Here is a 13886-nt window from a genome sequence, read left to right on the forward strand (position 1 = left end):
TTTTTTATACTTATAAATTAAATGTTTACGAATGGCATAAGCCATTCGTACTGGTTTAATTATAAGCTTTCTATTTTAACTTTTTGCTCTAGTAGCTTAGTTTTAGCATCGGTAAATTCAGCTAGCTTAGCATTTTCTTTAGCGAGTACCGCTTCAGGTGCATTGTTAACAAACTTTTCGTTAGCCAGTTTGTTTTGCACTTGCGCTAGGCCTTTCTCTGCTTTTTCAAGTTGCTTGTTAATACGTGCAAGCTCAGCTTCGACATCAATTAAGCCCGCCATTGGGATCATAATTTCAAGGTTGCCAACATAAGAGGTTGCACACGCTGGGGCATCGTCTTTGTTTTCAAGCAGAGTAAATGCTTCAAGCTTAGCGAGTGACGCTAAAAACGATTCATTTTCGTTAATACGGCGCACATCGTCGCTCGATGCATTGGCTAGTAACACTGATAACGGCTTGCTTGGGCTGATATCCATTTCACCACGAATATTACGAATCGCTAAAATGAATTGCTTAACCCACTCTAAGTCATCCATCGCTTTAGCATCAACACTTGCTGCGTTATAAACAGGGAAACCTTGAACCATAATACTGGTACCCGCTGTTTCAAGGCCAGCAAGTGGTGCTACACGCTGCCAAATTGTTTCTGTAATGTAAGGCATCATTGGGTGCATTAAACGCAGTAAGCTTTCAAGTACCGTAATAAGTGTATGGCGTGTACCGCGTTGCTGTGCTTCATTGCCTTTAAATAGTACCGGCTTAGTTAGTTCTAAGTACCAATCACAGAACTGGTTCCAAGTGAATTCATATAATGTATTCGCTGCTAAATCAAAACGGTAGTTATCAAGGTGCTCGGTGTAGGTTTTAACCGTGGCTTCATATTGACCTAAAATCCAACGATCAGCTAACGAGTACTGCTTTTCGCTCTCGTTAAAGCCACAGTCTTGCTCTTCTGTGTTCATTAATACGTAACGGCTTGCGTTCCATAATTTGTTACAGAAGTTACGGTAACCTTCAAGGCGGTTCATATCCCAGTTGATATCACGACCGGTTGATGCCATTGCTGCTAAGGTAAAGCGTAGTGCATCGGTACCGTGTGCTTCAATACCGTTTGCAAATACTTTGCGGGTATCTTTTTCAATTTTAGCGGCAAGTTTAGGCTGCATCATGTTACCAGTACGCTTTTGTACTAAGTCTTCAAGGCCGATGCCGTCAATCATGTCTAGTGGGTCAAGTACGTTACCTTTTGACTTCGACATTTTATCGCCGTTATCGTCACGTATTAAGCCAGTTACATACACGGTTTTAAATGGAACTTGTGGTTTGCCGTTTTCATCTTTTATAAAGTGCAGCGTCATCATGATCATACGTGCAACCCAGAAGAAAATGATATCAAAACCAGTTACCAACACGTCAGATGGGTGAAAGGTTTTTAAATCATCGGTATTTTCTGGCCAACCTTGGGTTGAGAACGTCCACAGTGCTGATGAGAACCACGTATCAAGAACGTCTTCGTCTTGGCTTAGTGTTACGCTATCTGCAATATTATTATCGCGACGTACTTCAGCTTCATCACGACCAACGTATACGTTGCCTTCGCTGTCGTACCAAGCTGGAATACGGTGACCCCACCAAAGCTGGCGTGAAATACACCAATCTTGTACGTCATTCATCCACGAAAAGTACATGTTTTCGTATTGCTTAGGTACAAACTGAATGTCGCCGTTTTTAACTGCGTCTTTTGCAGGTTCAGCAAGTGGTGCAACACGCACATACCATTGGTCAGTAAGTAGTGGTTCAATTACCACACCAGAGCGATCTCCGTAAGGAACAGTTAGGCCATGGTCTTCAATTTTTTCAAGTAGGCCTAGCTCTTCAAATTCAGCAACAATCGCTTTACGTGCGTCAAAACGGTCAAGGCCATGTAACCGCTCAGGAATAGGCGCGTCAAATTCAAGTTCTTTGCCGTCAAAGGTGTAGGTTTCACCTTGAGTTAAAATCGCCGCGTCTTTATCGAAGATATTAATCATCGGCATCTGGTGGCGCTTGCCTACTTCGTTATCGTTAAAGTCGTGCGCAGGGGTTATTTTTACACAACCCGTCCCTTTGTCTTTATCGGCATGTTCATCGGCAACAATTTTAATACGACGATTAACGATTGGTAGTAAAATCTCTTTACCAATTAGGTCTTGGTAGCGCTCGTCATCGGGGTTTACGGCCACACCTGAGTCACCTAACATGGTTTCTGGGCGCGTAGTGGCTACAACAATGTAGTCTTTACCGTCTTGTGTTTTTACGCCATCAGCAAGTGGATAACGTAAGTTCCACATGTGGCCTTGTTTGTCTTTGTTTTCAACTTCAAGATCAGAAATCGCAGTGTGTAATTTTGGATCCCAGTTTACTAGGCGTTTACCACGGTAAATTAGGTTTTCTTTATGAAGGCGTACAAATACTTCTTTAACAGCTTCTGATAGGCTATCGTCCATAGTAAAACGTTCACGATCCCAATCAACAGAAGCACCAAGACGACGAAGTTGTTTAGTGATTGTGCCACCAGACTCGTTTTTCCATTCCCAAATTTTATCGATGAAAGCTTCACGGCCTAAATCGTGGCGTGTTTTCCCTTCTTCTGCCGCAAGCTTTCGCTCTACAAGCATTTGCGTGGCAATACCTGCGTGGTCAGTACCTACTTGCCATAATGTATTGTTACCTTGCATACGTTTAAAGCGCGTTAAGGTATCCATGATGGTATCTTGGAAAGCGTGGCCCATGTGTAAGCTACCCGTGACATTTGGCGGTGGGATCATAATTGAATATGGGGTGCCTTGGCCAGATGGCTTAAAGTAGCCTTTTTGTTCCCAGTCTTGATAGAGAGACTGTTCAATATCTTGCGGATTGTAGGTTTTATCCATTACACAGAACCTTAAATAAGTACTTAAATGAGTTAGTTAGCTTTGTACGCAGTGAGCGTTAGCGATTAATATCTTGCGTGGTGATATTGGCACCGAGTTGGCGTAGTTTTTTAAAACGCTCGCGAGCGGCTTGTTTGGCTACGGGCTCTACGGGTACAAAATCAAAAACTTGGTTAAACCGACGAATAAAATCCGGTAAGTGATTGGCCAAGTTAATTAATACTTTACGATTACCAACGGGTGGTGTTGTGCCAATTTCTACAGGTGCGCCGCCCTTAGGGCCTTCACCTTGTAAATTATGGGGCACAAAACTGTCGGCATCAAATGTCCAAATCGTTTCGTCAATGCTGTTGGCGGTTACTTCGCTATCTACAAAAATAAATACGCGTTGACCAAGCCGATACTGTTGCCCAGCTATTTGAGCTGCTAAAGCAAAGTGATCATCGGCTTTAGCTAATGACTCATCTTGTTGCTTTAAAATGAAAAACTGGGCATTCATGTTCATTGTATCGGGATTTCCCATGACATTGATTGTGCTGTTATTAAATACACACAAATTAAGAAGGGGATTTTGCCATATAACGGTGTTTGCTTCAATTAATACCCAATAAATAAGGCGCTTTAAAAGCGCCTTATTTTATACTCTACATTGGGCTGTAAAGCCTTTTACAGGTTTGTTAGTCTTGGCTTGCTTCGCTAATGCCAGCTCGGTTTAATAAATATTGCGTTAGCATAGGTACAGGGCGACCCGTGGCACCTTTTTTAGCACCACTTCGCCATGCTGTGCCGGCAATATCTAAATGAGCCCAGTTATACTTTTTAGTAAATTTAGATAAGAAGCAGGCCGCGGTAATAGTACCTGCAGCACGGCCACCTAAGTTAGTAAAGTCGGCAAATGGGCTCTCAAGTTGATCTTGATAATCATCCCATAATGGCAGTTGCCATGCACGGTCGCCGCTTTGCTCAGACGCTTTTAATAAATCATGCGCCAGTGGATTATGATTAGCTAATAACCCCGTAGCATGGGCACCTAAGGCAACAATACACGCACCGGTTAATGTTGCCACATCAATCACGGTTTCTGGTTCAAAACGCTCTACATAGGTCAGCGCATCACATAACACTAAACGGCCTTCGGCATCGGTGTTAAGTACTTCAACCGTTTGCCCTGACATAGTGGTTAAAATATCACCAGGGCGATAGGCATTTGAGCTTGGCATGTTTTCACAGCCGGCTAAAACGCCAATTACGTTTATAGGTAGCTGCATTTGTGCAAGCGAGCGCATAGCACCAATAACACCAGCAGCGCCACCCATGTCGTATTTCATTTCATCCATGCCTTCGCCTGGTTTTAATGAAATACCGCCTGAGTCAAAGGTTAAACCTTTACCAACTAACACAATAGGCGCTTGGTCATCGCCTGCGCCTTTGTAATTAATTATAGACATAACCGATTCGTTATCACTACCACGACCAACTGCTAGGTATGAGTTCATACCAAGTTCTGCCATTTTATCTTCGCCAATCAGCTCAACAGTGATGTTGTCAAAATTAGTCTCAAGTTCTTTGGCTTGCTCGCCGAGATACGCTGGATTACAAATATTAGGCGGCATATTGGCAACGTCTTTGCACAATTTGCTACCAGCAGCAATCGCTAGGCCATGCTCAATGGCACTTTCGCCTATAGTCAGTTCACGGCGAGTAGGGACGTTAAATACCATTTTACGCAGTGGGCGACGTGGGTCTACTTTCTTACTTTTTAGCTGATTAAAAGTGTATAAACAGTCTTGGGTTGTTTCCACCGCTTGACGTACTTTCCAATAGGTATCACGGCCTTTAACATGTTGCTCAGTTAAAAAGCATACCGCTTCCATCGAGCCTGTTTCGTTTAAGGTATTGATGGTTTTAGAAATAATTTGTTTATATTGTTTATCGTCTAGTTCGCGTTCTTTACCGCAGCCAACGAGTAAAATACGTTCGCTTAAAATATTAGGTACATGGTGTAATAGTAATACTTGCCCTGGCTTACCTTCTAAGTCGCCACGGCGTAATAAATTTGAGATATAACCATCGCTGATTTTATCAAGTTGTTCACCAATGGGGGATAACCTTCGTGGTTCGTATACACCAACAACAATACATGCACTGCGTTGTTTTTCTGGGCTACCACTTTTTACGTTGAATTCCATTGTCACTCCTGATTTTGAGTCATCTATAGAAGCTAAGTTGGGACTAAAAATGTGTTTTCTAGTCTTTTTACCTAAATTTTTAGGTCTAGCGCTAATATTAGTAGATTTTACTCGACTCTTACTGTGTATTTGAACTTTATATGCTTAAGGGTTACTAATGCAACATTATATCGTGATGTTAGGTAGGATAATTAATATTGATGGCTTATAATATGTGCTTAATACTCATTTAAAATGAGTGAATTAACTAGTTCACTCATTGTTTTTTATTACTATATTGAAATTCCATGTTTAACAGGGGCGAATGTTGCTAATTTTCCGTTATTTGACCACTGAGGTTTTAAAATCGCAGGTCGCCGTATTTTTAACTTTAATGACCATATTTTTGTCGCAAAAGTTTGTTGTTATTCTTGGTGATGCCTCAGAGGGGAGTATCCCAGCTAAACTCGTGTTTGCCATGATTGCGCTTAAGTTGCCGCAGTTAGCATCGTTAATTTTGCCACTGAGTTTATTTTTAGGAATTATTTTAGCTTATAGCCGTATTTACGCTGACAGTGAAATGACAGTACTTAAAGCCTGTGGCGTGAGTGAGTGGTATGTAGTGCGTATTACGCTAATCTCAAGTGTCATCTTAGCGTTACTGGCTGCCGTACTTACTTTATATATTGCTCCGTGGGCAAGCGAACAAGAGTACCAACTTAAAGAGCAAGCCAAGGCTGATGCTGGTTTATCTGCACTTCGAGCTGGACGTTTTCAACAAACCGGTAACGAAAAAGCCGTGGTGTTTATTCATAATATTGAAAATGGCGGCAAAGAGCTCAACAAAGTTTTTGTGGCACAACTACCCGATAGTGAAAAAAGTGACCTAGCGCGTTTAGTTTATGCAGAGCAGGGCGTTGTTATTGAAGCGCAAAATGGTGAACAGCAGTTAGTGCTCACTGATGGTAAACGTTACGAAACCGATGGCGAAGCGCCTTCACTTAATTTAACTGAGTTTGATGGCTACAGCGTACAAATTCGCGAGCAAGAAATAGAACACCAACGTCGTAAGTTAGAAGCCGTGCCAACTCGTGAGTTAATGTCTATTAACACTCCAGAAGCAATTGCACAGTGGCAATGGCGTTTGGCAATTCCGCTATCTATTCCATTATTAACTTTACTAGCAGTACCCCTGAGCGTTGTTAATCCACGCCAAGGTAAATTTGCTAAATTAGTGCCTGCTTTGAGCTTATATTTAGGGTATTTCATTTTACTTAACGCGGCTAAGTTTGCGGTAGAAGATGGGAAAATTCCGCCCTCTATTGGCCTATGGTGGATTCACTTAAGTGCATTATTTATAGGTAGTTTATTAATTATTAAAGGCCGCCCATTAGGTGTTTGGCTGAAGGCTGTCGTGACTAAACGGGAGCAACACATATGATGAAAACGCTTGATTGGTATTTAGGCCGTAGCATTATGCAAACGACTGGATTTGCACTAATGGTGTTGGTGGGGATCAGTACTTTAATAAAATTTATAGAGCAACTTAAATCGGTTGGCCGTGGTAGTTACGATATTATGACCGCCTTGCTATATACCATTTATAGTATGCCCGGCGATTTAGTGGTGTTTTTCCCAATGGCAGCACTTATTGGTGGCTTAACTGGGTTAGGCGCTTTAGCTTCTAATAGTGAGTTGGTAGTAATGCAAGCCGCGGGTATGTCGCGTTTACAAATCATTGGCTCGGTAATGAAAACCGCAATTTTTATGGCGCTGTGCGTAATGGCGCTAGGTGAGTGGGGGGCGCCCGCTGCTCAGCTGCACGCCAAAGAAATGCGTAACCAAGCTATTCATGGCGGGGATGTATTTAATGCACAAAAAGGCGTGTGGGCTAAAGATGGCAGTAACTTTATTAATATTGAAGATGTTGACCAAAATGGCATGCTGCGCGGCGTAAATATGTACCACTTTGATAAGTCGTTGCAACTTACACAAATTACTAAAGCAAAAGAAGCAGTAGGGCGTGATAATGGCTGGCTACTGCGCGATGTGAACAAAGTATTGATCAGTGAAGAGCTAATTACCACGGAGCAAGTTACTGAAGAGTTTTACTCATCTCAGCTGACCGGTGAAAAACTTGGCGTGGTTTCAGTAAAACCAGAGTCACTGTCATTTTCAGGGTTGTGGTCATATTTAGCTTATTTACAGCAAAATGAGCAAGATACAAGTACCTATGATTTAGCACTATGGCGTAAATTAATGCAGCCAGTGTCTATTGCTGTGATGTTGTTGGTTGCCTTATCGTTTATATTTGGTCCGCTACGAACCGTAACTATGGGGGCACGAATTATCATGGGAGTGGTAACGGGGATAGTGTTTCACTTAACTAATGAGATATTTGGCCCTGTGGTAATGGTATATCAAATCCCAGCCATTGTAGGCGCCGTTCTACCGAGCATTTTATTTACTGGGTTTGCAGCTTATTTGATGAATAAGCGGGTGTAGCTAGACTTAAAGCTTAAATAAAAAACGCGGCCTTTTTTAAAAGTGCCGCGTTTTTTATGCTTTAGCTTGAGGTTATACCAATTCAATAGATTAAGTATTAATCTAGTTCGCGATACACGCGTTTATTTTCTTCTTTGGTGAGCGTAACCACTTCGGTTTTTGATAAGTAATCTTGTAGTGATTTTTTATTTTTAAAATCAACTAAAACAACTAAATTTCCTAAACCAAGTAATGCGCTGATACTGCGGATAATAGCTTGTGGCCAGCTAATTAAACTTCCTTGGTTGGTTTGTACTTTTAATCGCCATGCTCGCATACCAATTGTTTGCCCACTTTTCGTCCAAAAATAACCAAAAAATACCAAGCCAACAAGCACCAGCAGCGAGCTACGAATACCAGAAAGTAATAGTGAATCTTGAATACGTGCAGATACATCTTCAGCGCCATTGAGGGCAATAACATCAAGGGAAATAAGTCCTTGGATAGCAAATAAATACAATACCACCGTTAGCATCGCAAAAGCGATAATAGCTAATGTGTCGTACACCAATGACGCAAAACGACGCCAAAACCCTGCTCGTGGAAACTCAGCCGACATAAATATACTCTCACTGTTAATGTGCGCGATAGTTTAGCAAATAAGCCGCTAAATACTACCTATTACGCTACGTGCTTAACCAGCTATTGGTTCAAATGTTAATGGTTGCCTAAATGTTAAGCGGTCGATCACGCTTAATACATAAAACGCTTGCCGCTTTGCTCATTGTTTGTATAATGCTAGGCAATGAGATGGAAGAGGGTACATAATCTTTCACTCTTAAGTGGTTTTTCTTTATCTTCTCGTGTTTAGAAGGTTAAAGAAAAATGATGCCAGCGTGATGAAATTGGTATACATGGGGGATTCAAAATCCCCTGCCGCAAGGCGTGCCGGTTCAAGTCCGGCCGCTGGTACCACTTTTTATAGCCCCTGCTAGATTTAGCAGGGGTTTTTTTATGCCTAAGATTTGAGTTGCCGGACTCGAGCGGCACGTGAGGTGCTGCTGTTATAAGTAAAAGTCCGGCAACTTAGTACCATTTTTTATAGCCCCGACTAAATTGGTTGGTTTTTTTTATGCCTTAAATTTGAATAGCATAAAGCCGCCAGAAATGAGAACACTTATTCCTTATGCTGTTCTTTGCTTCCATTAAGAATGTAATTAACCTAAGCTCAACTATAAAGTTTATTAAGAAGTGCCATTGTTAATGTTTGCAAGTTACCGTAGTCCAAACAGTTTATCTAAAAAAATGATGCGCGTTATTTTCTCTATCTACTTGTTTGTAACCTGCCTCATAACAAGCATGCAGTTTTTAACTGAATACTTAAAAACACAAGACTCAATCTCCGATGAATTAAAACAGTTGCAAGAAACAGTTCAAGGTCCCGTGTCGACGAGTTTGTGGCAATATGACCAAACTCAGTTGGATGTACTGGTTGATGGGCTTATTAAAATGCCGGTTATTGAGGGTGTTGATGTTTTTGACAAACATGGCAAAAGCATGATTTCTAAACGTTCTTACACTCAAGCCTCACTTCCCTTATCAATTTTTGAAACTAAATCTAAGTTGTATTGGACGCTTAATAGTACACGGGTGTTTCTTGGCACGTTGGTGCTCTATTCATCGTCTGAGGTGGTTTTAGATCGTGTTTTATTTGGTTTTTTCTTAATTGCCATTACGGCAATGATAAAATTATCGATTTTGTTTGGGTTATTTATTTGGGCTTTCGATCGTTACCTAGCCAGGCCTTTAAAAGAATTGATGCAACAAGTTAATGAGGTCCAATCAAGTAAAAATACACGTAAACGGATCAACCTTTCACATATTGAAAACAACGAGCTCAGCCAGCTCCAAGATCATATGAATACGATGCTCTTTAGTATGGAAAGGGATCGGGAGCGATTACTCGAGGATGAAAAATCTAAACGAGATTGGCTGGAAGAGGCCGTTACAAAACGTACAAAAGATCTACAAGTATTAAATGAAAAACTTAAAACGCTTGCAACAAGAGACTCTTTAACGGGTACTTTAAATCGGGGGAGTTTTTTTGATACAGCAAATCATTTGCTAGAACTTTCTCAGCGACAGAAATTACCCGCATCTTTTATTTTAATCGACTTAGATTACTTTAAAAACATTAACGATACGTATGGGCATTTTGTTGGTGATAAGGTGCTTATTCATTTTACTGACACAGTTCAAAGCATGATAAGAGAGTCTGACCTTATTGGTAGAGTGGGTGGAGAGGAGTTTGCACTATTTCTTCCAAACACAGGGCTTGATAACGCATTCAAACTCGCTAATAAAATAAGAAAGGCTGTTGTTGATTCAACCTTAGAAGTTGATGGTGAAACTGTAATGTATACTGTAAGCCTTGGCGTTGCCTCATCCGAGCTAAAAGACTGCTCAGTTATTGAGTTATTCAAAGTCGCTGATTTGAAGCTTTACTGCGCTAAAGACAAAGGACGTGATCGTGTTGAAAAATAAAATGTTTAAAGGTAAAAAAAGATCTCTCAAGTGCTGCTTATATCTTTATTGTTAGCATTGAGTATAGTTAACTTTAGTCATGCCAACACATTAAAAGTTTGCTACGACCAATGGCCTCCTATGACTATATTTCCGTCAGAGGACTTTCCTGCCCGCGGCTTTGTGATTGATATACTAGAGCAAATATATACATCAAAAGGCTATCAATTAGAGTATTACGAAGTGCCTTTGGCAAGGGGGCTCGATATGGTTGCGGATGGTCTTTGCGATATGTTGCCAGAATATTTATTTTCGCAAGACACCGAAGTGGGTTTCGAGTACGCCACAGAGGCAACATTTGCATATCCAACTGCTTTTGTTGTTAGGCAAGATGAATCCTGGCGCTATGATGGGATTCAATCTATACAAGGAAAGCGTGTTGCAACAGGGCCTGGGTGGGATTACAGCTCGGTAAGTGTTGATTATCAAAATTATATTGATGATCCAAATAATTCTGATTTAGTGGAAGTAATCGCGGGCTCTAGCGATGTGGTAGAACGGATTTTTCAGATGATTAAAGCGGGCAGAATCGATCTATATGCAGATAATATGCTGGTTTTACAGTACATGCTGAATCGATTTGATTGGAACAATGGATTAAAAATAGTGCGTCCAGGCTTAGAAAATAAATTGGTTGAAATACCTATTTTTTCAAATAAAATGCCCGCAGAAAGAAGGCAAACGCTAATAAATATATGGAACAGTGGCCGTTTATCTATCAAGGGAGATAAACAAAAAATGCTTCTTAAAAAGTATAATGTGGCTTTATAAGTGCATTTAAAATGCCCCAATAGCACGTGCTAAGAAAGTGAGATATTTAATTTGATTATGATCTTATACTTTTTTTCCCCGTAAATTAATTAGTATTAAATTACTTTGTACTGAGTTTTTTACTCGGATATTATATACCTCAACCTCTTGTTGCGAATAAAACATCATGACTCAACTAACCGCAAAACAGAATATTCAAGCCATTGTAAAAGCGATTAAGGCTGAAGAAGCATTACTGCGTAAAAAACACCCGCTATTAATGCATCAAAATACCTTAGGGATGGCTATTTTACTACTCTCTTTAAGTGCGTTAATCGGTGTTGGCGCGTTGTATTACTTTGCTATCATCCCCGCGTGGCTGTGTATTATTTTAGCGGCGATTGCCACCTCTATTTCCCATGAACTTGAGCACGACCTAATTCACAAACAGTATTTTAGTAACCAGCCATTTTTACATAATTTTATGATGCTAACCGTGTGGTTGATGCGTCCTAATACTATTAGCCCGTGGTACCGCCGCAAGATGCATTTACATCATCATAAAACCTCGGGGACTGAGCAAGATTTAGAAGAGCGATTGGTGGGTAATGGTATTAAAAATCATTTTTTACGCGCCTTGGTGATTGTTGATGGATTACTAGGTTTATTAATTAATGCAAAGCGCTTTAGTAAAGAAATTAAAGGTTTTAGCTTTTTTAAAGTATTTAACGCAGGTTTTCCGATTACTACCGCGTATTTCGCCATTTTATATAGCGTAATTGCGTTTCACTTAGTTAATTTGTTCACTCCATTGGCAGCTAATTCACCGGTATTATTGCTTGATGTAATGCATGTATTTGAATTTCTAATGGTGGTGCTGATTGTGCCTAATATTGTACGTTCGAGCTCCCTTAATTTTGTTACTTCAAGTATGCATTATTATGGCGGTGTGAATAATATGCTTGAACAAACTCACGTAATTACTAGCCGTTTGTTTATGCCATTTAATTTATTTTGTTTTAACTTTGGGCATACTCATACTATTCATCACTTTGTACCAAATCAGCCGTTTTACTTACGACAAATGATCAGTAAAAAAGTCCTTGAAGTGATGCGTCAACACGGCGTACGTTTTAATGATTTTGCCAGTATAAAACAAGCTAATTTGTATCAATCATAACGTTAATTTTTATCCAATTATTAATTGAGATATTGTTAATATTGCCTAGTTTTATGCTAGGCAATGCCTCTAGTAATATCAGGCAAAGTCCATGAAGCCGTCTCAAATATCTTGGGTCTACTGACCTTTGCGGGTTGAGATTCGTTCAAGCTAGGGCGATTCAATCGCGACACGAGGTTTGTAACCTAGTGGGCTCGATAACTGCTCCTGCGTTATTCTACTGGCTTACACCCCTGTAAAAATGAGTAAAAACCGAGCAAGGCTTCCGCGTCTTGCTCATGTCCCTTACCTATATCCATTTAGGCAATAAAGAGTAAATCGCCTCTTAGCATAGTCTTTGGAGCAGCTGAAAATTCAACCTTGAAAGATCATCAGACCTTAGTTAATTCATTGCTTAAATATATTTTAATTTAGTGTTCAATTGCTCCTACTCAGTGCTTCGCTATGTAATTTAATATCAATTTTTTAATTACTTATTTTTAAAGTTATGGCTTGCCTTATACTCGATTTTTTAACCTTATATTTTTAAGTTATGAATAAAGAAGCACGTTAATCGAATTGAAATATTTCTGTAATATTCAGGTGTTCTAATGCGTTCTGAAACAAAAACGTCATCAAAATGCCATATTTGGTAAGACAAAAACTGAGATTTAAACATGAGTGAATCAAAGCGCAATACGCTATTAATAAAAACGCTTAACTGGGCTGCTATCGCCTTTTTAGTTTATTTAGTCCTAGTAGCCGTTGGCACTGTCAGTGGTGGTTTTAAATTAGCGTCGGGCGGTACCGAGGGAGCGAAAGAAATTTTTGCATTCGCAACCAACCCGTTTATCGCATTATTATTAGGTGCTTTGGCAACGGCTTTAGTGCAATCGTCATCAACGGTTACCTCAGTAATAGTGGGCCTTGTTGCTGGCGGCTTACCGTTAAGTATTGCGATTCCAATGGTAATGGGCGCAAATATTGGTACGACTATTACTAACACCTTAGTGTCTATTGGTCATATTCGCTCTAAAGAAGAGTTCCAACGTGCATTTGCGGCATCAATGGTTCATGATTTCTTTAATTTATTTGCCGTTATTATATTTTTACCACTTGAGATAATGTTTGGTTTACTGCAAAAAATGTCTGCTGCGCTGTCGCACCTATTTATTGGTGATGCTGATTTATCATTAAAGAGCTACAACTTTATTAAACCACTTGTTAAACCAGCTGTGGGTGTAATAAAAGACGCATTTAGCTTCCTAGACACAAAAATTCTAGGTGCAGCGATGGTTATAGCAGGTATTTGTTTGATTTTATTTGCCGTAACTACACTAGGTAAACTACTTAAAAAAGCGTTAGTTGGCACTGCAAAAGATATACTGCATGGTGCAATTGGGCGCGGGCCTATCGCAGGTATCACATCAGGTGCGGCGGTAACTGTTATGGTTCAGTCGTCATCTACTACAACGAGTTTAATGATCCCACTTGCGGGAAGTGGTGTGTTTACTACACGTCAAATCTATCCATTTACGCTAGGCGCTAATATTGGTACAACCATTACTGCTCTATTAGCTGCCACATCAATTACAGGGCCTATGGCTGAAGTGGCGCTAACGATTGCGTTAGTACACGTTATGTTTAATGTATTTGCGGTTGCACTAATTTACGGAATTCCTGTACTACGTGAAATACCGATTAAGTTGGCTGAAAAGTTAGCCGAAATTGGTACAAATAATAAATCGGCTGCATTAGGCTATGTGTTAGGGTCGTTCTTTGTGGTGCCAGGTTTAATTGTACTGGCCGTTAGATAAACAAATAAATGAA

At 40.2% G+C, this 13886-nt stretch carries 10 protein-coding genes and 1 tRNA gene; 7 read left to right on the forward strand and 4 right to left on the reverse strand.

Going from position 1 to position 13886, the window contains the following annotated elements:
- Positions 1–59 precede the first annotated feature (59 nt).
- The 3 genes from P20439_RS10815 to pepA form a co-directional block, all read right to left on the reverse strand.
- Positions 60–2912: a valine--tRNA ligase gene (locus P20439_RS10815; protein WP_008466813.1), complete on the reverse strand. Its 2853-nt coding sequence runs from the start codon at positions 2910–2912 to the stop codon at positions 60–62.
- A gap of 58 nt (positions 2913–2970) precedes the next feature.
- Positions 2971–3417 carry a DNA polymerase III subunit chi gene (locus P20439_RS10820; protein WP_008466814.1) on the reverse strand — a complete coding sequence of 149 codons (447 nt, stop codon included), beginning with the start codon at positions 3415–3417 and terminating at the stop codon, positions 2971–2973.
- A 172-nt stretch (positions 3418–3589) separates the two neighbouring features.
- Complete coding sequence (gene pepA / locus P20439_RS10825; protein WP_008466815.1) at positions 3590–5101, reverse strand: leucyl aminopeptidase; 1512 nt, start codon at positions 5099–5101, stop codon at positions 3590–3592.
- A 307-nt stretch (positions 5102–5408) separates the two neighbouring features.
- Between pepA and lptF the strand changes: the two genes are divergently transcribed.
- Positions 5409–6521: an LPS export ABC transporter permease LptF gene (lptF, locus tag P20439_RS10830; RefSeq protein ID WP_036933683.1), complete on the forward strand. Its 1113-nt coding sequence runs from the start codon at positions 5409–5411 to the stop codon at positions 6519–6521.
- The gene (gene lptG, locus P20439_RS10835; RefSeq protein ID WP_008466816.1) at positions 6518–7585 is read left to right on the forward strand and encodes an LPS export ABC transporter permease LptG; all 1068 of its coding nucleotides are present in this window, start codon (positions 6518–6520) and stop codon (positions 7583–7585) included. The genes lptF and lptG overlap by 4 nt, the downstream gene beginning before the upstream one ends.
- Positions 7586–7682: 97 nt before the next feature.
- On the opposite strand, the gene P20439_RS10840 is transcribed toward lptG, so the two are convergent.
- Positions 7683–8183, reverse strand: a complete 501-nt coding sequence (locus P20439_RS10840; protein ID WP_008466817.1) for an RDD family protein — start codon at positions 8181–8183, stop codon at positions 7683–7685.
- Positions 8184–8454: 271 nt separating this feature from the next.
- Here P20439_RS10840 and P20439_RS10845 point away from each other — a divergent pair.
- The 5 genes from P20439_RS10845 (at position 8455) to P20439_RS10865 (ending at position 13873) form a co-directional block, all read left to right on the forward strand.
- Positions 8455–8539: transfer RNA gene (locus tag P20439_RS10845), tRNA-Leu, on the forward strand.
- A gap of 288 nt (positions 8540–8827) precedes the next feature.
- Positions 8828–10108 (forward strand): diguanylate cyclase, encoded by a 1281-nt coding sequence (locus P20439_RS10850; protein WP_008466818.1) that lies wholly within the window; start codon positions 8828–8830, stop codon positions 10106–10108.
- Between the two features lie 120 nt (positions 10109–10228).
- Positions 10229–10918, forward strand: a complete 690-nt coding sequence (locus tag P20439_RS10855; protein WP_008466819.1) for an ABC transporter substrate-binding protein — start codon at positions 10229–10231, stop codon at positions 10916–10918.
- Positions 10919–11084: 166 nt separating this feature from the next.
- A complete protein-coding gene (locus P20439_RS10860; RefSeq protein WP_008114297.1) occupies positions 11085–12077 on the forward strand; it encodes a fatty acid desaturase in 993 nt (330 codons plus the stop codon).
- A gap of 656 nt (positions 12078–12733) precedes the next feature.
- Positions 12734–13873, forward strand: coding sequence for a Na/Pi symporter (locus tag P20439_RS10865; protein WP_008466820.1), 1140 nt, complete (start codon positions 12734–12736; stop codon positions 13871–13873).
- Positions 13874–13886 lie beyond the last annotated feature (13 nt).

Source organism: Pseudoalteromonas sp. BSi20439 (assembly GCF_000241165.1).
In the GTDB taxonomy this organism is placed as follows: Bacteria; Pseudomonadota; Gammaproteobacteria; order Enterobacterales; family Alteromonadaceae; genus Pseudoalteromonas.

What these genes read in the sequence shown, in the direction of transcription:
- P20439_RS10815 (WP_008466813.1), bottom strand. Translation starts at nt 2,912, where the DNA reads ATGGATAAAACCTACAATCCGCAAGATATTGAACAGTCTCTCTATCAA.
- P20439_RS10820 (WP_008466814.1), bottom strand. Translation starts at nt 3,417, where the DNA reads ATGAACATGAATGCCCAGTTTTTCATTTTAAAGCAACAAGATGAGTCA.
- pepA (WP_008466815.1), bottom strand. Translation starts at nt 5,101, where the DNA reads ATGGAATTCAACGTAAAAAGTGGTAGCCCAGAAAAACAACGCAGTGCA.
- lptG (WP_008466816.1), top strand. Translation starts at nt 6,518, where the DNA reads ATGATGAAAACGCTTGATTGGTATTTAGGCCGTAGCATTATGCAAACG.
- P20439_RS10840 (WP_008466817.1), bottom strand. Translation starts at nt 8,183, where the DNA reads ATGTCGGCTGAGTTTCCACGAGCAGGGTTTTGGCGTCGTTTTGCGTCA.
- P20439_RS10850 (WP_008466818.1), top strand. Translation starts at nt 8,828, where the DNA reads ATGTTTGCAAGTTACCGTAGTCCAAACAGTTTATCTAAAAAAATGATG.
- P20439_RS10855 (WP_008466819.1), top strand. Translation starts at nt 10,229, where the DNA reads ATGACTATATTTCCGTCAGAGGACTTTCCTGCCCGCGGCTTTGTGATT.
- P20439_RS10860 (WP_008114297.1), top strand. Translation starts at nt 11,085, where the DNA reads ATGACTCAACTAACCGCAAAACAGAATATTCAAGCCATTGTAAAAGCG.
- P20439_RS10865 (WP_008466820.1), top strand. Translation starts at nt 12,734, where the DNA reads ATGAGTGAATCAAAGCGCAATACGCTATTAATAAAAACGCTTAACTGG.